We start from the raw sequence: 21,832 nt of genomic DNA on the forward strand, positions 1-21,832 counted from the left end.
ATATTTAGTTTTTATTAGTATAAGAAATAAGAAAAATTAGATATCAAATCATTCATTATACAAAGCTAACCAAACAAATAAAATCGAAATAAACTTTCTAACCTATTCCATAATTCTTGTATCTCTTCTTTTAATCCTTTTTCCTCCAATTCTTCTCCCTATATATTTTTTAAAGATCTAAGCAAAACCTCAATGGTTGCCTCAATCTTTCTGGCATAATCATCAGCAGCCCTACAGTCTTCCTCAGCTTTTTGTTTAACTTCTCCTGCTTTTTTCCAAGCGTCAATAGCAACATCCAATTTTTTTCAGCATCAAAAATTCTATTATCCTTATTATCTTCAACGGATACAGAATTCTTAATTTGAGCAAGTTCAGAAATAGCTTGATCCAAAGCCTTATCAGCTCTATTATACTCTTCAATAGATTTAGTCCAAATATCATAAAATTTACCAACCATATCTCCAGCCGCAAAGGACATTTTATAAAGATTTGACAGAGTCTTTTCATTATATCCACACCACCATTGCAATTTTTTAAATTCATTATCAAAATTTTCCAAAGAAGGTATATTAAAACCAATTTCATCTTTTTTCTCATTTTGAACTTCAAAAATTATATCCTCTTGACCTACATTAACATTTTCTTCCTTAATTTCATCAAGTTCAAAATCTTGCTCCAAAACCTTATTACCATCTCTATTGAAGGGAACGCTACCAATATTATCCTCAACAATACCATCATTACTAATCTTACTGATAATATTTCTTAAACTTTCACCATGATTACAACTTGTAATAAATAAAACTAAAAACACTATTGATAATAAACTTACCTTGCGTCCCATAATATACATTTCATTTAATTGATGTATAAGGATCATAATATGTCATTATATTGCAACTTTATAAAATAAAGCATAATTTCAACAAAAATTTAAGAATTACATATTCAATACGGTTACCTTATTACAAGGTAACCGTAAGTAAACATATTAAAACTATACTCAAATTTTATTTTACATTTTATAATCAATACTTCTTAGTAAAAGCAAGTTCAAACGACAAACCAGCATTTTCGTTGAAATTTACTTCAAATTGGGGCTTAAATCCTCCCAAAGATATACCCAATTTTTCTCGAAGTTTCCTATTATAACTAGACGCATATGTAAAGGGACTTATTATCTCAACAATTCGTGTTATAAATAAAGTAATTCCACCTAAAGACACCAAAGATAATGCAAACGTTGGTGTTTCAATACCTTTATATTGAGAAAGAGAATATATACCACCACTAATCAAACCTACACCCAACATATCAAATCCTAAAATCAGTAATCCACCAGTAAAATTTCCTTGCATGAATGAACCTGTACCAAAACCCACAAAAAAATTCAATAAAAAAGGCACTAAAGTATTTTGTTTATGAAGTTCATAAATCAACAACTTGTTATCCATATTACCTTCAGTAGCTACAGTATCAGAAGCAATCTCATCATAACTTTGGGCAAAACTAACAACAATACAAACAAAAAATAACATTAAAATTAATACTTGTTTCATAAACACCACCTTACCTTCCCAAAAAAATGCTCAACATTTTCATAATATCCATATTATAACATATAAAAACTTAATCATTCTCTTACCATGCTACCCATTTTGTTATAAATGTCTTATAACAAAAACTTTATTCATTAAATGATTTATTGCTTACTACTTCTATCCCATTCTTTCTATTTATTCTTCCTCTTTTTCATCATATTCTTTTCTTCTATTCTTTTCATTTCTTCTTCCTATTCTAGTTTTTCTCCTCTATAGAATATCTCTTGCAACAAATCACCAATCTCTTTTCCTCTTTTTTCAACCTCTATAACTGCATCATTACCATTTTTACTATTGATCAGTCTATTAAATACCTTGTAAAATCTTTCTGCTGTCATTTCTTCTTTCGACAAATTATAATTTGTCAGAACAAGAAGAATATGCGATACAGAACCTATCAAGATACTATATTCTCTTACTTTCTGCGTAAGATTTATAACTTCTTCCGTAGTCGAATATTTGTCAAAAATAAGGCGATTTCTCGGCTCCGCAAATTTACCACTTAAGGGAAATAAAGTAGAACATGACATTCTGCCTAACATATTCAATAAATCTCTAATAGCAGGCCGATATCGATTATATAGCCTCAACCTCTCTGATGCATCCATACTACGATAAGCGGACTCAGAAACACTACGAGGGGGATACATTGTATATATTGCAAATGCTACAGCATAAATAAGCGCAGGATGATACCTCATAGAAGCATAAATAATTTCTTCATTGAAACTATATCCCCATTCTCTTACGTCAAATATATTATCAAAGACCAAAAACGGAAAACCTTTTCCTGCATGATTAACAGGTTCATAACGTTTAATATCATGTCTAAATGTATAAAGCTCTTCTCTTGCTTCATAAAATTGTTTTAAAGCTTCCTCTTTCGTTGTTGCTTCTTGTTTTTCTAGATCCTCTAAAAATAAATCGAAATCTATCGGCTCAACAATTATATCATTTTGTTCACCTGAAGGAGGAGGAACATCAGGAGGAGGAGGAACATCAGGAGGAGGAGGAACATCAGGAGGAGGAGGAACATCAGGAGGAGGAGGAACATCAGGAGGAGGAGGAACATCAGGAGGAGTAACGACACCACTAGGAGGATGGACCATTTTATTTGACCTAGCTCCAAATAATTTTTGAGCTAAACTTCCTTCTTCTCTTATTTTTGCATTGTAACCACAACTTATCACAAACACAACAAAAAACATTATACTTACTCTTACCATTAAAATTCTCCTTTTTTATATTCATTATAACTTCTATATTAAATCTATTAGAACTTTTAACTATTATTATTCAGCATATCATCAACATTAAGTACCAATCTTTGTTTCTCTCTTATAACCAAACCTCTATTCATTAAATCCGATAGATAATTCCTTATTCTATAATACGATAAATTCGTATCTCTCTTAATGTCCCTCAAAGACTTTATGGTACGATTATCATATTCTAAATTAGATGCAATAAATTCAAGTGATTCATCAACACTTTTAGACGGTTTTTTATTCCCTCCTACACTCTGAATGCGACTACCTTGTACCTTTTTAACCTTACTTCTTGTAGATAATGGAACAGAGTGTAATAACTTTTGTTTGTAAAACTTATGATAAGCATTCTGTATTATACAAAATACCATTGCTAAAAATATATCTAGACATACAGACAATAATAGTAATGAATAAACAAAAATTATATTAAGATAATCATCACTAGCAATAACAACAGACGTCCCATTCAAAACATTAGCCGCTTTAATGCGATTATTATTTATAGCTGTTATTTCAATCAAATTACTAAGTTTAAAACGCAAATCCCTTAAAGATTGTAAATGCTCATCCCTTTGATTAAACAAAATCTTATTCTCTTTGGTTGCATTCTCAATTTCTCTCATGTAATAATTATAGGACTTGTAACAAAATCTGTAAGTTCATGGATGAGTTTTGAGAGTTTTTTTAGCTTGATGTTTGAAAATACTATTAGGTATACTTAGGTATACTGTTGTAAGTATTAAAAAAAGTCAAGGAGAAAAGGAAGAAGGGATTCGTAAGCTACTCTCTAGTAAAGAGAGAATAATTGAAGGTGAAATATCTAGTATTGATATTAAGATAAAGAATAATAATGATCGTATAGAATTTGCCAAGAATAAACATTTGAGCTTAGATTATACATATAAAACTATGAAGCAAGATTAATACAAATAATTGCTACTCTCTCTAAGAACGCAAACACTGAAGCCCTAGACACACCTTCAACCACACGCTTCCTTAGTAAACATAAGAAAAGCAATAAATAATGTCTATTGTAATAGAATATGTTACTATAATCATAGTACTACAAATAAAGACAAATATTAAATAAAATATACTAATGAACAGAAAAATATGCTAAAAGGGTATACATTAAATATGACAAATCTAAGAGATGCTATTAATGAAATGATACTTTCTCATTCAGGATTTAGAAAGATATTTGCAAAATCAAAAAATGAAAATTCAATAGAATATGAAATAAATGATGACGACAAAATATTGGTTGCTCTTATAACCTTTACAATATCAAATTATTTTAAAGATAAACCAAGAAAATACATCAATGTTGGATTAGATTCAAGAGCAACAGGAAATATAATCTCAGAGATAATAATTAAAACCTTAATTTTAAATAATAACAGTGTAAATTTTTTTGGAATACTCCCAATACCAGAAATCTTAGCCTATACAAAAGAAAATCAAAATTCAAAAGGATTTATATACATTTCTGCCAGTCATAATCCTACAGGATATAATGGCATTAAAATTGGATTAAATGATGGAGGAGTGCTAAATTCAAATGAAACAAATAAAATAATACGTCAGATCAGATCCAACATTGAAAATGAAACTTTAATAAACAATCTAATAACAGGCTTACAAAAGTTTAATACCAATGCTATGCAATTAAAAACATATGAAGCAATTATCACTTCACAGGCTAGACATAAAACACAATCTTATAACTCATATAAGTCATTAATGCAACAAATAATATATTCAGATACACATAATCAAAAAAACATTGACATACTAAAAAAGACTATAAAAAAAGAACCTATAGGAATCATAGGAGAGATGAATGGTAGTTCTCGCATTAATTCAATTGATAGGGAAATGATTGAATCTTTGGGAATAAAATTGGAATTTCATAACACAGAAATTGGTATCTTTAAACATGGAATGACTCCTGAAGGGACATCTTTAAACATGTGCAAACAAATATTAGAACAAAAATTTAAGAATGACAATTCTTTCAAATTAGGATATGTCCCTGATTGTGATGGAGACAGAGGCAATTTGGTCGCAATTTTAAAAAAAGAACAAGCGAGTATCATTACACCACAAAAAATATTTGCACTCTCAGTACTCTCAGAGCTTAGCTATCTTTACCATACGGGAATTAAAGACAATTTAGCTGTCGTAGTTAATGATGCAACCTCACTAAACATTGAAAAAATAGCCTCGTTATTTAACACAAAAGTTTATAGAGTGGAAGTTGGTGAAGCTAACTTAACAGAAATGGCTGACCTTTTACGAAATAAAGGATTAATAGTAAAAATTTTGGGAGAAGGATCAAATGGGGGAAATATTACATACCCTTCAAAAGTAAGAGACCCACTAACAACTCTCTTTAGCATCATAAAATTGCTTAAAATCAAAAATCTTTACAAAATATGGTGTTCAATATCTAATAATTCATATAATGAACACTATACTCTTGAGGACATATTAAAGACAATCAATTTTTATAGCAATGTAGAAGTATCATCAGAAAAAGCCATGCTTAAAATAAAAGCAAAAAATCAAGAAATACTAAAAACCAACTACGAAAAATTATTAGAAAAAGAATTCAACAATAATACCGTATTACAAAAACTACCAATACATAATTATGAAATTATAAATTATGAGGGTATTAAACAAACTCTATCTAGAACAGGTGACTCATCAGGAGGGCTTAAAGTTTTATTTAAAAATAATAAACATGAAATAATTGCTAGTTTATGGTTCCGTGGCTCAAAAACGGAACCAATATTTAGAGTATTAAGTGAGGTCATATCTGAACATAATGATTTACTATATCCTCTCTTAGATTTTCATACAGATTTAATACACTCGGCTAACTCTTTAACCTATATTAACATATTTAATAAATAATGAACTGTACAATATATAAGCTACTCTATTTCAATAGTTTGCAAAGCTTTGTCTCTTAACCACATAATAATTTGAACATTTACTTGGTTTATACACTTATTGCTATATACTTATTGCTCTATGGAGGTAACGATGCAATTAAAAAAACAATGTTTATTTGCACTTATATTGATAAGTTTTATTAGTTGTGATTTACTATTTGACAAAGATATGCAAGAAAAATCTGCTGGTCTACTTGATAAGATCCACTCTACCTTGGGTGTTAGAAATCAAGCTATCAGCAATACTTCTGATAAGCCAAATAAATTAATTAAAAGACCTTTTAAAAAAATTAAAACAAAACGTAAAAAAGGTATGAATAGAGGAAAAGTAAACACCCAAGCATCATCACAAGACAATAGACCCATTTCCGGTGTTTATGACCCTAGCGTCAATGATGTATTAGTTTCAGATCCTATGACCCAAGAAACACTTCCAAAAGAAGAAAGAGAAAATTTACCTATTGTTACTGTCAGCGATAGGGATTTAACTTCTCTTAACAGTCAAGAAGGAGAGTCAAAACCAGAGCTTACAATACCTACAGTTAGTTTAAGTGGTACTACAGGCACTCTTAGTGATTTAAGTAGTGGAGGATACTCAGGTGACTATGAGTACACTTATTACTCAATACCAACAACAATTTCGGGTTATGCTAGTCCTATTACAGAAGAAGTAGAAGATAGCCCTCAATATGAATATTATGATCAATTAGAGAAAGTTGAAAAAAAGATTGATTCTGAACTTGAGACGATCAACAAAATCAAAAAAGACAGAGATCAAGTCGAATTTCAAGCTACTATGAGTACAAGTGGTCATTCTACCTCAGACGAGAGAAAAAATGCTAAAGAAAAGTTGAACCAGTTTAGTAAAGAGAAGCTAGCACAAACACTGCAAACACTTTTCACAGAAGTTGATGATGTTCAAAAAACAATCGAAAATATATTAGAAGACTATTATGAAGTCGAATCACAACTTTCCAAAAATTATGTTATTGAGCTATGCCAAACATTAGCTTGGGCTAAAGGTGAACTACACTATCTTATAAAAACCATTGAGGGCTCAGCTAATACTTTCAAGGCATACAGCATAGGCATAGGACATGGATCTGACTTTTCACAAGTAGAGACGATCTTAAAGAAAGTAAAAGAGTTACTTGGAAAAGCTAAAAATGAGATAAATTTGACCTTTAAAAACTAACTTATATAATATTATTTTTAATTTACAACAAATATAGGCTACATTTATAGTCTATATTTGTTAATTAATATATTAATGTTTTCTAAAACAAATTGCGATACACTTATTTTAAAGGAGATAAAACCAATGAAAAAAAAATGTCTACTAACAATTATCTTATTAAGTCTTGTTAGCTGTGGTTTATCAAGTAAGAATAAAAATAAAAATTCAGAGACTAATTTATTAAATACCCTTGATGATAATCAAAAACAAGCACTTATTACCTTTAAAAATTTACTTCAAGATAAAAAACACCTAAGTATCCTAAAAAAAGAACAGAAAAGTTTTTTAAAAGCTCTAGAAGCAAACCAAAAAAATTCTAATCTGCAAGATAAGCTTAAAAAAATACTAAACTCTGAGTATGATAAAAATCAGTTAAATAAATTATTTGATGAACTTGGAAATATTAAAACTAAACAATTTCTTCAACAATTGTACATAATGTTACAGTCTATTAAAAATGGAACGCTTACAAGCTTTTCATCTAGCAATTTCAACAACTTAAATCAAACTTTGGAACAAAAAAAAGAACAAGCATTAACATATATAAAAGATCAGTTATATGTTGATTATTATCTTTACATCAATGGGATTCAAGATGCAAACTATTTCTTTGAGAGAACAATGTTCTATTTAAACACTTAAGTTCATTATAGAGAGTCTTGAATTACAATAAAGAATTTTTGCAGTTGTTGATAATGTGCAAGATAAAACCCAAAGAAGTAGGTTTTTACAAGTATTAATGAGGAAGATAGTACGTATAGAGTTGAGTTGAAAAGTGTATTTAGTGATTTTGCTCAATTATATGCTTAAGCTTATTGGTGTGGTATTTGCTAATTTTAATCTACTCTATAAGCATATTAGAGATAATTCAGATAGATTCAGAATTAATTAGAGAGAGCAGAAAAATAGGGGTATTGACTGATTCTGAGTTCGTTGTACGTGATGAAAATGGAGTGATGGTAAAAACGTATGATGATCATGATTTTTATAAGCTATTATCTACTATTTTTGGTATTCTTAAAACCAAAACGGTTGCTGGGAACATTGCAGCCTACTTTTAATGCAAAAGTAGGCTGCTGAAGTAGCTGTCGCAAAGGTACAAAAGGGAGTTGAAAAAAACGCATTAAATGAGCGATTTGTGAAAACTAATAATGATTATAGAGAGGCATTAAAATTGGTGTGTGATGATCTTAGGCAGGCATATACTAAGCTTACTAGTAGTCACTTTACTAAGTTAAATATGGATGCAAATATTAATTTTAAGGCAATTGAGTATGATTCGGCGTTGATTACCAAAATATTTGACAAATTTAATTTAACTGCTGAGGAGAAAAGAGCCGTTTATTACTTGAGAGATATAATAATTGATTCCAAGTTTATTGTATTTTATTATGTATGTCCTGAACATAAACACAGTTTAAGAACATATACCAGCAATGATTTTCATTATTTGATGTCTAAAATTATTTTTGGTACTAATAAGTTCAAAATGTTTATTAACAATGTTATAGAAACTCTTAAAGCGCAGGACAAAGCTTTAGTAGCTATAAACATGATAAGTGACATATTTGAGAAAGATAGATTAAGTGCTAATTATTTGAAAGTAGACAATGATTATAAAGAAGAGTTAAAACTTGCATTTTATGATCCTGATAAAGTGTGTGATGAGCTTATTTCAATGAATTATGCAAATAAATTTGAGAAAATTGAGATCGAAGCGCGTGTAAGAGATAAATCTTAAGTGTTAAAAGAAATTCAATATTTTATTTATTATAATATTGCTTAAAGATCCTTCAATTTTAGCAATACTAAAAAGAGGAGATTATTATATAACATAAAACCTCCTCTTCAGAGAATACTACTTCTACCCCATTACCTAAAACAATTGCCAAAAATAGTTAATACATCTTGAAAGTAATATATAGACTTTTTCTATTCAGGAATTAAATCCGCTTAAGTTCTATCAGAATCAATAAATACTCTCCTTTTTTTATGCACAATAAATCCCATTATTTCAGTTTTAAAACCCACTGTTTACACTAACTTTTTGCTTTTTGCTTCTTGCTTTTTGCTTCTTGTTTAATTCTAGCAAACTCTTTTGCAACACTATCATTCAAACGATCAAATACATCACTAGTAAGCTTATTAAATAATTTATCAGGATCCTTTAATACGGGTTTTAACTCCTGATCATATAAATTTTTCTGACTATTAAACTGCTCTTGCAATTTATTTTTCTCAAAATCATTTTCCACCTTAGCAATAGATGCATCAGCTGCATGTAAATCTTTAATAGTACCTTTCATTTTTGCTACAATATTTTTAAGGTTAGCAGCACCAAAAGGAGGAGACACTAATAACTCATAAAGTTCATATTCAGTATACGGATTTACACTGATTCCAGACTCATCATAATATTCACCGGGAACAAATGATAAAGCTAAAAGATATCGAACAACTCTCTTCTCATAAAGATCCAAACCAAAAGTATCATATATTTTAGAGGCAACCTCTGCACTTATCTTAATTTTTTCAAATACGTCTGCTACACTTAGACTGCGTTCAATAAGCTCAGCATATGAAAACGAAGGATCATCGCATGTAACTTTTAATACCTTTTTATACCAATTCTGCTTTAACTCAAGCTCCTTAAAGATCTCTCGTTCAAGGACATCTCCTATCTTACTGACAGCATCCTTAACTGCATCTTGTGCATTTAAAACTGCAATAATGCTTCTAGCAACTGCTTTAGTACCCTGTTTATCAAATCTAGATAATAAACTATAAAACTCATCACTGGTATACGTTTTATAATATTTTTTATACACACCAGGTAGAAAATGCTCAAAATTCATTAATGTATCTTTAAAATAATCTATAGCTCTCTCTTCTTCAGCCGTTAAATCAAAATCTTTTTCCCCAATATATTTAAAATAACCAAATCTACCGTCTTTCTGAAACAAACCACAACTAATTAACAACAACAATAATAATGATAATAATTTAATCTTATATACGTTCATAGCTAACTCCTTTTTTACTTACTTATACATAATCCTTTTATTTTAGACTAAAATAATACCCCGAAAATATTATTCTGGTTTTATACTTTTAGCTTCATTGAAACTAATTGAGCTATTTACTTTTACTTAATTTGAACATAATTGTCTACAAAATCAAGACTCAGATTATCAAATTCATTATCAGTAAGCTTAATACACATCTTCTACAGGATCTGCAAATGCACGTTTTAACTCTGTGCCACAAAACTAAGCATAATCCTTAAGCTTACAACTCAATGTATCTCTCTTATTAAAATCTTAAATCCCATAAATAGCTACCTAATCACATACCTCCACAACTTCTACAATTTCACTTATAACACTTTTAAATAGCTAGGCAACATCAAAATGAAGAAATGTTAATATAACATAAACTTTCTTATCAAAATGATCTAATTCTTTTTCATTAACAGTGAAAAAATTACCATCAAATATTTGATAAGCTAATACTATTATTAGTTCTCTTAACTCTTTATATCTCTTAGACCCTATCTTATAACATATCAACAGATGTTATAACTTTTTCAAATTCCCTAAAAACTTTCATTATAAATTAAAACCTTCAAGTAATTTAGTTAGACAACTTTTTACTAAATCACCAGTTAGAGATGTAGTTGATTCTTCTTTTTTAAAATCGCAACTAATTTAATAACATTAATAAATACTAAAACTAGTTTAATTCTACTTTATTTCATAAATATCCTCCTTGTTTACTTCAAACTAGTATATTTATTATTATATAATAATAAATGTTAAGATCCAACATTCATTCATTACTATAAAGTAATGGGGGTTAAAAATTATTTATAAAAAAGAAATTCCAAAAAAATTTAAAACTTTTTTAAAAAAAACTTGCAAACAGATAATTTTTGAATTAATAATTAATTTACCAAATACTTTAATTTTTCAAAAGGAAGATTGTTTACTCACAATGTTTTATACATTCTTTTAAATATCCCCTTTATCAAGGGGCTTTTTTATATTTATTTCTTAAATAACTGTATTATTATCTTCTTAATTGGACAATTTAATTCAAATGTTAAATCACTCCTCATTTCTGCAAAATAAGCAAATCAAAAAGTTAATGTGTAATTTAGGTAAAACACATTTTAACAAATGTTTACCAAGTACTATCAAATTTATGAAGTATATTTAATTGTAAAAGGAGATATTATATGAGGTATGTAAAAGTAATAAGTACTGTAATACTACTACTTACAATCAATTGTAAAATAGATAATAAAAGACTAAAGGCAGAAAGTGAGACTAAAATAGCACACGAAAACGCAAAATCTGTAGCAAAATCTATTACAGGGCACGTAAGCAAGCTTACAGGATTAACAATAACTGAGATTAAAGCTTTAAGTGAAGAAGAGCTCAACAAGATTGCTGATGAAGCAAAAGCAAAGTCTGAAGATTCTAAGGAAGAAATTAATAATTTTAGAAAAATCAAAAATAAAGCAAAATTAGAAGTAAATGATACCCCAAATTTCGTTAAAGCAATTAAAAATGCTGCTGAAAATATTGAAACGGCATTTAAGGCATTACTAAACGCGGGATACAACGGTCCTGTGGCAAATATAATCAAAAGTAACATAGATAGTGGGGTAAAAATGATATCATTACTGGACAAGTTATTAGAAATAGCTACTAAAGGAATTAATAATACCAGAGAACTCGAAATTAAAAAGGTAATAGAGGAATTTAATACACAAAATTCAGCACTACGGATTTATATTAACAAATCTGGGGTAAACGCTATCATGAGATCATGCATAAAGACTATTATGACAAATATAAGTAGATATTTTTTTAATGGAGTCCATAATGAATTAAGCGATAATTTAGATCAAGCTCCAGGCAAGCTTAAAAAAGCTTTAACATCTCTAAAAGAAGCTGCCAGCTCCATAAGCACTACAGCAGGAATAATTGAACTATGCTTTAATAGTGATTATTAACCAATTTAAATATTATTAATGATATACTGAAAGGGTATCTCTACGGGATTATTTCGGTATATCTATCTACCTTAAGAAGCTTATAAATTCTTGTATAAGAGACTTGAGTATTTTTGGTAATAAATGAATATATAACTGTCAGACTCACTTGAAAATAAAGCCCGCTACTATAGAGAAACAACAAAAGTAAAACCAAATATCCATATAAAAAGTTTTTTTGTCTCCTTTATATTTTCATTTAATGCTTTCCTAGATACATATATTTTATCATCTAGATAAAACCAAATTTAATATTAAAATTCTTCTCCAACTTTTCTTAAGTCTTTATACGTAAGCTCATTACGATGATAAGTTAATTATTTAATCAGATTATTATAATTTATTACACTTTCCCTTTCATCCTTTTGATATTTAAATCAAATAATATATAATTATCAAATGATACGTATTATAATTTAATAACAAAATATTAATTAATATTTTGTTAAATCTTACAAGCAAGGAGATTATTTTGAAAAATAAAGTTTTTATAATGCTTCCTATAATAATTTTTACTCTAACCGCTTGCAAATCAGACCTTAATGAACAAAGAACAAAAGAATTTAATTATAAGACCCAAAAAGACTCTACACAGTCAACACATAAAGATGATACATCATCAATACAACAGATACAACAAAATTGCAAAAAAGAAGTTAACACAAAAGAAAAACATATCTTAATAGACTTTTTAAGAAAACAGGTTCAAAATGTCACTGCTTTAATAGAAAAAGACAAAAAAAATATTCAAAATAACGAGCCTGAGGATCAATTTGGAATGAAAAATGGTATATTTAAAATTGTCATAGGCAATCCAAGCCAGAAAGCCTACAATGATCCTGAAAGTCAAAGTAATAGAAGACAATTTTATTCATCTCTAAATTACGATAAAATAAAAATTAGAAAGCTTGGGATTATCCTTAATCAAATAACATCTGATGACATCAACAGGGGACAATTACACATAGACATCACAAATGCAGGAAGAGCTTACTCTCAATTTTTATTTGAACGGGTAATCGATAAAATAAAAGATATTCAAGATAAACTCTATTCCTTGGGGTTTAAAGATTTAAAAACAATTAAAATCAAATTTGATGAAATTGAAAAACTAAAGTTATTGTGGAAAAACACTGCAGATAATATCATCAATGACTATGATGACAATGCAAATGGAATTAAAACTGATAGCCAAAAATTAATTGAATATATAAGAGAAAAATATGGCAATATATTACAAAAGAAAATTCCTAAAATTGGCATACTAGTTGGTGATATTAACAAAATTTTAAAAACGATAAATTAGTAATTTATATTAAATATTATAATTAATTATAATAAATTAGTTTATAAGCTAAAAATAAGATATTTTTTCTTCTTTTATGGCTTATTTTGACCTCTTTACTTATATGCTATAATATTATTTAATAAATATGAATAATTATAATTAAAATATATTAAAATTTTAAAAATAGGGGCAATATTTTGAAGCATAAAATTTTTATAACATCTCTTATAACAATTTTTACTCTAACTACTTGCAATTCAGATCTTGGGTTATTTCCAAAAACAGGAATAGTAGGTTTACGCGGTTTTCTTGCTAGCTTAGAACCAGAAGCAATAAAAAAAGCCCAAAATAATTTAATAAACGAACTAAGAACAAAAGCTCACAATATTAAACCCATATTAGATTTACACAAAAATGATACCTGGATCGAAGATAGTACTCAATTTGGACTTAAAGGAAATGGTAAGGCGTTTGATAAAATTGACAATAAAATGAATAAACAAAAAATAAGTGACAATATAAACAAGCATATTAGAAGAAATTTTTATTTATCTTTGGAATATAATGAAAGACTAATTAGAGATTTCGGAGCAGTTCTTAATCACATAGCATCAACTACGACTCATAGAAATAATGCTACCCTTATAATGATCATAAATGCAACAATAACATATTCTTTCAATTATTTTGAAATTGCATTCACACTACTCATTCATAAAGAAAAGCAACTTGAATCTTTAAATTTTAATGCTCTACATTTTCTTAAAGATGAATTTGACAAACTTGAAAGGATAAAACAGAATTGGCAAAAAACCGTCAAAAATATTACAAATGATTACATTAATAATAAAAATAACATTAAAACTGACAGAACGAAGATAGTAGCCCACATAATTCGTAACTATAAATTTAACTTTACAACCGCAATTAATAAAATTAAGACAATAAGTAATAATATTGTAAAAATCTTAAGCGAAATTAAATAAAATCAATAAAAAGAAACACCTAAAAAGTATGTGTCAATACACATCACATGCTCTAAATAACAACTTAATTTTCTAACTTTTCTCATTGATATTAAAATTAAATCAATATATAATACTTAGTATTAGTTAATAATAGTTATTAATTAATACTTTTGTAAATTTGTTTAATCTTATTAACAATAAGGAGAATGTTTTGAAACATAAATTTTTTATTATTTTTTTAACAAACTTGATTTTATTCATTGCTTGTGACCCAAAAGGTAAAGAATATCCGCCAACAGACACAAACATAAAAGTAGACCCAACAGCTCCAGTAGACCCAGCAGCTCCAGTAGTAGACCCAGCAGCTCCAGTAGTAGACCCAGCAGCTCCAGTAGTAGACCCAGCAGCTCCAGTAGTAGACCCAGGAGGCGCAGGAGGCACAGACATAGAAGGAGGCACAGGAGGCAAAGCAGAGGCTCAAAAACAGCAAATAGTTGGTGACATACAACAATCACTACAAACAGTAACGCCAATACTAAGAGCACATAATGATAATACTTGGGACGAGGATGCACAAGGATATAACCTCTCTGGTAAAAATCAAATATTTTATGCAATTGACCATGTTGTTACTATTCCCAACGGTTCAGTGATTGTTAAAGGATATGACGACAATGATGCTGATAGCAAAACAGCCAGAAGAGAAGTATACCTAGCACTTGAGTATAATAAAGAATACCTTAACGCTTTTGCTACAATTACTAACAAAGTAGCAAGACACGCTAAAGCAGATCCTACTCTAAGAGAGAAGGTAAGTAAGCCCGTGTTAAGTATGAGAGAGTATGCCAAAGCTTACTACTTACAAGCATTCGATACTATAAACAACAAAAAAGATGAACTTGAAAAGTTATCTCTCGAGAATCTAAACACACTGCACAATAAAATTAATGCAATTAAAGAAGCAAAAACAAATATTATAAACATAGCACATAAAATTAAAGAAGATTACGATGCAAAGATAAAAGTTGGTAGCGGTACACTTCAAAGTGAAGTTAAAAATTATGCTCAGGCTTCTGCAATATACGACTACATAGCAAACAAACTCAAAGAAGGTGAATTTGAAAAAAACCTTAACACAATCAAACAAGAAGCTAATGAAATTATAAATATTTTAAATTTACTTTAATTCACATTAATTAATGTGATATAAAACACATAAATATCATTACAAAATTTACTGTAATATAAGAGAAGAACGTTTGTTCTTCTCTTACTTATGTGTAAATCAAATACATATTGCATCCCAATATCCCAATAGAGATTGTCATTTTGTCCGACTTATTATATCGATATTTTCTTGATATTTAAATCAAATTTATATATAATGCAAGTTAATAACGATTATTAACTTGCACTTTTATAAATTTGTTTAATCTTATTAACAATAAGGAGAATGTTTTGAAATATAAAGTTTTTATTATTTTTTTATCAAGCTTGATTTTATTCTTTGCTTGTAACCAAAATAAAACTGGCAGGACAAAGCCGCCTACGACAAAACCAACAAACCCGCCGAAACCGATGACAGAAGAAGAGCAAAAACAGCAAATAGTTGACGACATAAAAAATTTACTACAAATAGTAACGCCAATACTAAGAGCACATAATGATAATACTTGGGACGAGGATGCACAAGGATATAATCTCTCTGGTCCCGATCAACTATTTGATGTAATTGAACATAATAATTACCAAGGTCAAGCTGCTAAACGATATAACACAAATGATGATGATAGCAAAGTAGTCAGAAGAGAAGTATACCTAGCATTTGAGTATAATAAAGAATACATTAACGCTTTTGCTACACTTTTTAACAAAATAGCAAAAGAGATGAGAAAAACTTTTTATGTAAGGTATGTAAAGAATACCCTAGAGAACATCATGAAGGATATAAGAGAATATGCTCAAGCTTACTACTTACAAGCATTCGATATGATAAACAAAAAAAAAGATGAACTTGAAAAGTTATCTCTTGACAATCTAAACATACTGCATAATGAAATTCAAGAAGCCAAAACAAATATTGTAAATGTAGTACATAAAATCAAAGAAGATTACGATAAAGACATAGAAGTTGGTAACAATATACCTCGCAATAAACTTAGAACTACTGCTAACAGTGTTGAAATACAAATGTACCTAGAAAGCAAAAGCAAACAAGGTGAATTTGAAAAAAACCTTAACACAATCAAAAACACAGCTAGTAAAATTATGAAAATTTTAATTTCACCTTAATTTTAATCGCAAGCGATTAAAATTATAATTAAGCTCCAAAATAAATACCTAATTATCAGGTAATAGGTATCATAAACAATTTCAAAAAGCGGCTATTAAAATCAACTATATATATGAAGACATCAAATCAATCTTAAATAAAAGATAAACATTATTTAGACATAATTACATGTACAAAAATAATAAAGAAACAAAAACATTGATTCTTACCGCATGATAAAAGATTAACTTTTAATAATTTATAGATCTGCATTATATAGGACCTTAACACAGGACACAATTGGGCTTTTTATATTTTTATATATTGATTATTTTATTTGTACAATTTAAAATAAAACTATATCATTTTTTATATCCCTTTTTAAATAAAGCTTAATATCAAAAAATCTAACTATAACAATTACTTACACACAAAATAATTATATATAAACTTACATCTTTAAAAATAATAATATAAATTGTTAAAATTAAGACTATCATAATAAAAAAAATTATTACTTTTAACTATTACCATCTTGATATTTAAATCAAATCCACATATAATATCCACATACAATACAAGTTAATAACAATTATTAACTAATACTTTTATAGATGTGTTTGATCAGATTTTTTAACGTTATTAAAAATAAGGATAATATTTTGCAATATAAAGTTTTTATTATTTTTTTAAAAATATTGATTTTATTTATTGCTTGTAACCAAAAAGGTAAGGAATATCCGATGACAGTTGAAAACCCAAAAAATCCTCCGAGACTGCTGACAAAAGAGGAGCAAAAACAACAAATAGTTGACGACATAAAAAAATTACTAAAAACAGTAACACAAATACTAAAAGTACATAATGATAATAATTGGGACGAGACTGCACAAGGATATAACCTCTCTGGTAAAGATCAACTATTTGATGTAATTTACCATGAATTTGCTGCTAATAAATTTGCTGAATATAACAAAAATGATGATGAGAGCAGAGCAGCCAGAAGAGAAGTATACCTAGCATTTGAGTATAATAAAGACTACATTAACGCTTTTGGTACACTTGTTAACAGACTGGCAGAAAGCGTTAGAGATGGTTCTCCTTATAGTTATTATATAAGTCATGGCCTAGAGGGCATCGTAAATGGTATAAGAGAGTATGCTAAAGCTTACTACTTACAAGCATTCAATAAGATAAACAACAAAAAAGACGAACTTAAAAAGTTATCTCTTAACAAACTAAAAATACTGCTCAATAAAATTAATACAATTAAAGACGCAAAAACAAATATTGTAAATGCAGCACATAAAATCAAAGAAGATTATGATAAAGACATACCAACTGGTCGTATAGGTAGACTTAGAACTTATACTTTCGATCGTAACCTACAAAGATACCTAAACAGAAAACTAGATAAAGTTGCAAAGGACCTTAAAATAATCAAAAAAACAGCTAATACAATCATGAATATTTTAATTTCAACTTAATTTTAATAGCTTGTGATTCAAGTTATAATTGAGACCCCAAATAAGTTATTAATGATAAAAAAATAAAAAGATTAAGATCTTAATAAATAATTTAAATAATTTAACAAGTAAAAATGACAATATTAAGCATATATTTAACTTATTTGATGTGACTACTTACAGATGATAACATAAAATATAAGAATAACAAACTTGCCAGAAGAGAAGTTTACTCAGATTTTGATTTTTATATATTGATTATTTTATTTGTACAATTTAAAATAAAACTATATCATATATTTATATCTTTTTTAAATAAAGTTTAACATCAAAAAATCTAACTATAATAATTACTTACACACAAAATAATTATACATATTTTATATCTTCAAAAATAATAAAAATAATAATATAAATTGTTGATTAATTAAGATTATTATAATAAAAAATTATTATTTTTAACTATTGCCATCTTGATATTTAAATCAAATCAATATACAATATTGATCAATAACAATTATTAACTAATAATTTTATAAGTATAGTTGATAAATTTGTTTAATATTAACAATAAGGAGAATATTTATGAAACATAAAGTTTTTATTATTTTTTTAACAATATTGATTTTATTCATTGCTTGTGGCCCAAATAAACCTGATGATAGGGTAATGCCGAGAAATGAAGACACAGCAAAGACTCAAAAACAGCAAATAATTGACGACATACAAAATTTACTACAAACAGTAACGTCAATACTAAAAGTACATAATGATAATGCTTGGAATGAGACTGCACAAGGATATAACCTCTCTGCTGCTAATCAACTATTTTCTGTAATTCAACATACTCCCCAAGGTCAAGCTGCTAAACTATATAACACAAATGATGCTGATAGCAAAACAGCCAGAAGAGAAATGTACCTAGCATTTGAGTATAATAAAGACTACATTAAAGCTTTTGGTACACTTGCTAACAAAATGGCAGCAAATGCTACAGCAACTCCTGCTATGAAGACTACCCTAGAGGGCATCGTGAATGGTATGAGAGAATATGTTAAAGCTTACTACTTACAAGCATTCGATACGATAAACAACAAAAAAGATGAACTTAAAAAGTTATCTCTTGATAATCTAAACACACTGCATGATAAAATTAATGCAATTCAAGAAGCAAAAACAAATATTGTAAATGCAGCAGATAAAATCAAAGAAGATTACGATAAAGACATAGAAGTTGGCAAAGCTACACCTAAAAATAAACTTAGAACTACTGCTACCGCTACTGAAATAAAAGATTATCTAGAAAGCAAAAGAGGTGAATTTGAAAAGGAAATTAACACAATCAAACAAACAGCTAATGAAATTATAAATATTTTAACTTCACCTTAATTCACATTAGTTAATGTGATATAAAACATATAAATATCATTACAAAATTTACTGTAATATAAGAGAAGAACGTTTGTTCTTCTCTTGCTTATATGTAAATCAAAGAATATTGCATCCCAATAGAGATTATTATAGAGATTGTCATTTTGTCCGACTTATTATCTCGTCATTTCCTTGATATTCAAATCAAATCTATATATAATACAAGTTATTAATCATTACTAACTAAATCTTTTTATAAAGTAGTTTAATCTTATTAAAAATGAGGAGAATATTTTGAAATATAAAGTTTTTATTATCTTTTTAACAATATTGATTTTATTCTTTGCTTGTAACCAAAATAAAACTGGCAGGACAAAGCCGCCTACGACAAAACCAACAAACCCGCCGAAACCGCTAACAGAAGAGGCTCAAAAACAGCAAGAGGCTCAAAAACAGCAAGAGGCTCAAAAACAGCAAGAGGCTCAAAAACAGCAAATAGTTGACGACATAAAAAATTTACTACAAACAGTAACGCCAATACTAAAAACACATAATGATAATACTTGGAACGAGACTGCACAAGGATATAACCTCGCTGGTCAAGATCAAATATTTTCTGCAATTCACCATACTCACCAAAAATACGAATTTAATAAACGATATAACGCAAATAATGATGAGAGTAAAGCAGCCAGAAGAGAAGTATACCTAGCACTTGAGTATAATAAAGAATACATTAACGCTTTTGCTACATCTATTAACAAAACAACAGAACGTGCTAGACAAAGTATTAATGTACATGAGAGCATAGAGGCCATCTTAAATTATATGAGAGAGTATGCCAAAGCTTACTACTTACAAGCATTCAATACTCTAAACAACAAAAAAGATGAACTTGAAAAGTTATCTCTTGCCAATCTAAAAACACTGCTCAATAAAATTAATGCAATTCAAGAAGCAAAAACAAATATTGTAAATATAGCACTTAAACTCAAAGAAAATTTCGATACAAACATAAAAGTTGGTGACGTTAACGTTGACATACAAATCAAAGAAAACGAACAAGATGAATTTGAAAAGGAAATTAACACAATCAAACAAGCAGCTAATGACATTACGAAGATTTTAACTTTACCTTAATTCACATTAATTAATGTGATATAAAACACATAAATATCATTACAAAATTTACTGTAATATAAGAGAAGAACATTTATTCTTCTCTTACTTATATGTACTCTTACTCATGTGTAAATCAAATAATATTGCATCCCAATATCCCAATAGAGATTGTCATAAATATTATCATTTTGAGCCATTTATTATCTCGTCATTTACTTGATATTTAAATCAAATCCACATATAATACTCAATACTAGTTAATAACGAGTATTAACTAAAACTTTTATAAATTTGTTTAATCTTATTAAAAATAAGGAGAATATTTTGAAACATAAATTTTTTATTATTTTTTTATCAATATTGATTTTATTCTTTGCTTGTAACCAAAATAAAACTGGCAGGACAAACCCGCCGAAACCGATGACAGAAGAAGAGGCTCAAAAACAACAAATAGTTGACGACATAAAAAATTTACTACAAACAGTAACGCCAATACTAAGAGTACATAATGATAATAATTGGGACGAGGATCCACAAGGATATAACCTCTTTGGTTCTGATAGATTTCAACTATTTGATGTAATTGACCATACTCCCAAAAAATACGAACCATATAACGCAAATAATGATGTGAGTAAAGCAGCCAGAAGAGAAGTATACCTAGCATTTGAGTATAATAAAGACTACCTTAACGCTTTTGCTACAATTGCTAACAAATTAGAACAATACGCTAGAGGCGATTATCCTACAAATGAGCACGTAAGGAAGCGCGTGTTAAATATAAGAGAGTATGCCAAAGCTTACTACTTACAAGCATTCGATACTATAAACAACAAAAAAGATGAACTTGAAAAGTTATCTCTCGAGAATCTAAACACACTGCACAATAAAATTAATGCAATTCAAGAAGCAAAAACAAATATTGTAAATATAGCACATAAAATTAAAGAAGATTACGATGCAAAGATACAAGTTGGTAGCGGTACACTTCAAAGTGAAGTTAAAACTCAAGAGCACTCTTCTGAAATATACGCATACATAGCAAGCAAAATCAAAGAAGGTGAATTTGAAAAAAACCTTAACACAATCAAACAAGAAGCTAATGAAATTATAAATATTTTAACTTTACCTTAATTCACATTAATTAATGTGATATAAAACACATAAATATCATTACAAAATTTACTGTAATATAAGAGAAGAACATTTATTCT

At 28.2% G+C, this 21,832-nt stretch carries 20 protein-coding genes; 15 read left to right on the forward strand and 5 right to left on the reverse strand.

The genetic code is table 11. The features are described 5' to 3' along the window. Positions 1–169: 169 nt before the first annotated feature. The 4 genes from bpuSUM_RS07330 to bpuSUM_RS07345 all read right to left on the reverse strand — a co-directional run bounded on the left by bpuSUM_RS07330 (position 170) and on the right by bpuSUM_RS07345 (position 3,495). On the reverse strand, positions 170–880 hold the full coding sequence (locus bpuSUM_RS07330; RefSeq protein ID WP_247067382.1) for a hypothetical protein: 711 nt from the start codon (positions 878–880) through the stop codon (positions 170–172). A 148-nt stretch (positions 881–1,028) separates the two neighbouring features. After that, positions 1,029–1,559: a P13 family porin gene (locus bpuSUM_RS07335; RefSeq protein WP_247065078.1), complete on the reverse strand. Its 531-nt coding sequence runs from the start codon at positions 1,557–1,559 to the stop codon at positions 1,029–1,031. Positions 1,560–1,792: 233 nt separating this feature from the next. Then, positions 1,793–2,827 (reverse strand): hypothetical protein, encoded by a 1,035-nt coding sequence (locus bpuSUM_RS07340; RefSeq protein ID WP_247067385.1) that lies wholly within the window; start codon positions 2,825–2,827, stop codon positions 1,793–1,795. Positions 2,828–2,883: 56 nt separating this feature from the next. Continuing rightward, on the reverse strand, positions 2,884–3,495 hold the full coding sequence (locus bpuSUM_RS07345; RefSeq protein ID WP_247065082.1) for a hypothetical protein: 612 nt from the start codon (positions 3,493–3,495) through the stop codon (positions 2,884–2,886). A gap of 73 nt (positions 3,496–3,568) precedes the next feature. On the opposite strand from bpuSUM_RS07345, the gene bpuSUM_RS07350 reads away from it, so the two are divergent. From bpuSUM_RS07350 to bpuSUM_RS07375, 6 genes are all read left to right on the forward strand, one after another. Then, a complete protein-coding gene (locus bpuSUM_RS07350; protein ID WP_247065084.1) occupies positions 3,569–3,796 on the forward strand; it encodes a hypothetical protein in 228 nt (75 codons plus the stop codon). 189 nt (positions 3,797–3,985) lie between these two features. After that, positions 3,986–5,794: a phosphoglucomutase gene (locus bpuSUM_RS07355; RefSeq protein ID WP_247067387.1), complete on the forward strand. Its 1,809-nt coding sequence runs from the start codon at positions 3,986–3,988 to the stop codon at positions 5,792–5,794. 132 nt (positions 5,795–5,926) lie between these two features. Then, positions 5,927–7,030 (forward strand): BBK32 immunogenic protein P35, encoded by a 1,104-nt coding sequence (locus tag bpuSUM_RS07360; protein WP_247067389.1) that lies wholly within the window; start codon positions 5,927–5,929, stop codon positions 7,028–7,030. A 126-nt stretch (positions 7,031–7,156) separates the two neighbouring features. Further along, the gene (locus bpuSUM_RS07365; RefSeq protein ID WP_247067391.1) at positions 7,157–7,714 is read left to right on the forward strand and encodes a hypothetical protein; all 558 of its coding nucleotides are present in this window, start codon (positions 7,157–7,159) and stop codon (positions 7,712–7,714) included. Positions 7,715–7,986: 272 nt separating this feature from the next. Next, the gene (locus bpuSUM_RS07370; RefSeq protein WP_247067393.1) at positions 7,987–8,133 is read left to right on the forward strand and encodes a hypothetical protein; all 147 of its coding nucleotides are present in this window, start codon (positions 7,987–7,989) and stop codon (positions 8,131–8,133) included. Between the two features lie 77 nt (positions 8,134–8,210). Then, a complete protein-coding gene (locus bpuSUM_RS07375; RefSeq protein WP_247067395.1) occupies positions 8,211–8,813 on the forward strand; it encodes a BTA121 domain-containing protein surface lipoprotein in 603 nt (200 codons plus the stop codon). A 298-nt stretch (positions 8,814–9,111) separates the two neighbouring features. Here bpuSUM_RS07375 and bpuSUM_RS07380 read toward each other — a convergent pair whose 3' ends face one another. Further along, positions 9,112–10,095: a BTA121 domain-containing protein surface lipoprotein gene (locus bpuSUM_RS07380; RefSeq protein ID WP_247067397.1), complete on the reverse strand. Its 984-nt coding sequence runs from the start codon at positions 10,093–10,095 to the stop codon at positions 9,112–9,114. Between the two features lie 1,214 nt (positions 10,096–11,309). On the opposite strand from bpuSUM_RS07380, the gene bpuSUM_RS07385 reads away from it, so the two are divergent. From bpuSUM_RS07385 to bpuSUM_RS07425, 9 genes are all read left to right on the forward strand, one after another. Beyond that, a complete protein-coding gene (locus tag bpuSUM_RS07385; protein WP_247067399.1) occupies positions 11,310–12,092 on the forward strand; it encodes a hypothetical protein in 783 nt (260 codons plus the stop codon). A 511-nt stretch (positions 12,093–12,603) separates the two neighbouring features. Further along, a complete protein-coding gene (locus tag bpuSUM_RS07390) occupies positions 12,604–13,437 on the forward strand; it encodes a complement regulator-acquiring protein (protein WP_247067406.1) in 834 nt (277 codons plus the stop codon). Between the two features lie 179 nt (positions 13,438–13,616). Then, on the forward strand, positions 13,617–14,405 hold the full coding sequence (locus bpuSUM_RS07395) for a complement regulator-acquiring protein (RefSeq protein ID WP_247067408.1): 789 nt from the start codon (positions 13,617–13,619) through the stop codon (positions 14,403–14,405). Positions 14,406–14,598: 193 nt separating this feature from the next. Next, positions 14,599–15,573: a virulence associated lipoprotein gene (locus bpuSUM_RS07400; RefSeq protein ID WP_247067410.1), complete on the forward strand. Its 975-nt coding sequence runs from the start codon at positions 14,599–14,601 to the stop codon at positions 15,571–15,573. Between the two features lie 392 nt (positions 15,574–15,965). Beyond that, positions 15,966–16,679 carry a virulence associated lipoprotein gene (locus bpuSUM_RS07405; RefSeq protein WP_247067412.1) on the forward strand — a complete coding sequence of 238 codons (714 nt, stop codon included), beginning with the start codon at positions 15,966–15,968 and terminating at the stop codon, positions 16,677–16,679. A gap of 723 nt (positions 16,680–17,402) precedes the next feature. Then, positions 17,403–18,146 carry a CRASP family complement regulator-acquiring lipoprotein gene (locus tag bpuSUM_RS07410; RefSeq protein WP_247067414.1) on the forward strand — a complete coding sequence of 248 codons (744 nt, stop codon included), beginning with the start codon at positions 17,403–17,405 and terminating at the stop codon, positions 18,144–18,146. A 564-nt stretch (positions 18,147–18,710) separates the two neighbouring features. Further along, on the forward strand, positions 18,711–19,514 hold the full coding sequence (locus bpuSUM_RS07415) for a virulence associated lipoprotein (protein WP_247067417.1): 804 nt from the start codon (positions 18,711–18,713) through the stop codon (positions 19,512–19,514). 276 nt (positions 19,515–19,790) lie between these two features. Continuing rightward, entirely contained in the window at positions 19,791–20,636 is an 846-nt protein-coding gene (locus tag bpuSUM_RS07420; RefSeq protein WP_247067419.1) for a virulence associated lipoprotein, read from the forward strand. 402 nt (positions 20,637–21,038) lie between these two features. Further along, positions 21,039–21,752: a virulence associated lipoprotein gene (locus bpuSUM_RS07425; protein WP_247067421.1), complete on the forward strand. Its 714-nt coding sequence runs from the start codon at positions 21,039–21,041 to the stop codon at positions 21,750–21,752. The last annotated feature ends 80 nt before the right edge of the window (positions 21,753–21,832 follow it).

Origin of the sequence: Borrelia puertoricensis (assembly GCF_023035875.1) — a bacterium.
Taxonomy (GTDB): Bacteria; Spirochaetota; Spirochaetia; order Borreliales; family Borreliaceae; genus Borrelia; species Borrelia puertoricensis.

What these genes read in the sequence shown, in the direction of transcription:
- bpuSUM_RS07330 (WP_247067382.1), bottom strand. Translation starts at nt 880, where the DNA reads ATGATCCTTATACATCAATTAAATGAAATGTATATTATGGGACGCAAG.
- bpuSUM_RS07335 (WP_247065078.1), bottom strand. Translation starts at nt 1,559, where the DNA reads ATGAAACAAGTATTAATTTTAATGTTATTTTTTGTTTGTATTGTTGTT.
- bpuSUM_RS07340 (WP_247067385.1), bottom strand. Translation starts at nt 2,827, where the DNA reads ATGGTAAGAGTAAGTATAATGTTTTTTGTTGTGTTTGTGATAAGTTGT.
- bpuSUM_RS07345 (WP_247065082.1), bottom strand. Translation starts at nt 3,495, where the DNA reads ATGAGAGAAATTGAGAATGCAACCAAAGAGAATAAGATTTTGTTTAAT.
- bpuSUM_RS07355 (WP_247067387.1), top strand. Translation starts at nt 3,986, where the DNA reads ATGCTAAAAGGGTATACATTAAATATGACAAATCTAAGAGATGCTATT.
- bpuSUM_RS07360 (WP_247067389.1), top strand. Translation starts at nt 5,927, where the DNA reads ATGCAATTAAAAAAACAATGTTTATTTGCACTTATATTGATAAGTTTT.
- bpuSUM_RS07365 (WP_247067391.1), top strand. Translation starts at nt 7,157, where the DNA reads ATGAAAAAAAAATGTCTACTAACAATTATCTTATTAAGTCTTGTTAGC.
- bpuSUM_RS07380 (WP_247067397.1), bottom strand. Translation starts at nt 10,095, where the DNA reads ATGAACGTATATAAGATTAAATTATTATCATTATTATTGTTGTTGTTA.
- bpuSUM_RS07385 (WP_247067399.1), top strand. Translation starts at nt 11,310, where the DNA reads ATGAGGTATGTAAAAGTAATAAGTACTGTAATACTACTACTTACAATC.
- bpuSUM_RS07405 (WP_247067412.1), top strand. Translation starts at nt 15,966, where the DNA reads ATGACAGAAGAAGAGCAAAAACAGCAAATAGTTGACGACATAAAAAAT.
- bpuSUM_RS07410 (WP_247067414.1), top strand. Translation starts at nt 17,403, where the DNA reads ATGACAGTTGAAAACCCAAAAAATCCTCCGAGACTGCTGACAAAAGAG.
- bpuSUM_RS07415 (WP_247067417.1), top strand. Translation starts at nt 18,711, where the DNA reads ATGAAACATAAAGTTTTTATTATTTTTTTAACAATATTGATTTTATTC.
- bpuSUM_RS07425 (WP_247067421.1), top strand. Translation starts at nt 21,039, where the DNA reads ATGACAGAAGAAGAGGCTCAAAAACAACAAATAGTTGACGACATAAAA.